Genomic DNA, 318 nt, shown 5'->3' with positions numbered 1-318 from the left:
GGCATGCGCCAGGCGGTTGGCCCGGCGGTTCAGCTCGGCGTAGTCCAGGCGCTCCTCGCCGAAGGCCAGCGCCGGCGCCGTCGGCGTGCGCTCGACCTGCTCCTCGAACAACCGGTGCACGCCGCGTTGCAGCGGGTACTCGGCCGCAGTGGCGTTCCAGCCTTCCAGCAACTGGTAGCGCTCCTCGGCATCGAGCATCGGCAGCGAGTCGACGCTGGCCTGCGGGTTTTCCAGCATGCCGCGCAGCAGGTTCTGCCAATGCCGCGCCATGCGCTCGACGGTCCGCGCCTCGAACAGGTCGGTCGCGTAGGTCAGCGC

Annotated in this window: 1 protein-coding gene; it reads right to left on the bottom strand. The window is 70.8% G+C overall.

All coding sequences use genetic code 11. The features are described from left to right. Nucleotides 1–318: hypothetical protein (locus HMPREF2914_RS24565; RefSeq protein ID WP_177344135.1), on the bottom strand; the 318-nt coding region annotated here is incomplete at both ends.

The organism is Pseudomonas sp. HMSC067G02 (assembly GCF_001813485.1).
GTDB classification, from domain to species: Bacteria; Pseudomonadota; Gammaproteobacteria; order Pseudomonadales; family Pseudomonadaceae; genus Pseudomonas; species Pseudomonas aeruginosa.
The sequence above is the reverse complement of the archived record's forward strand: the minus strand, read 5'-3'. Positions and strand labels throughout refer to the sequence as shown.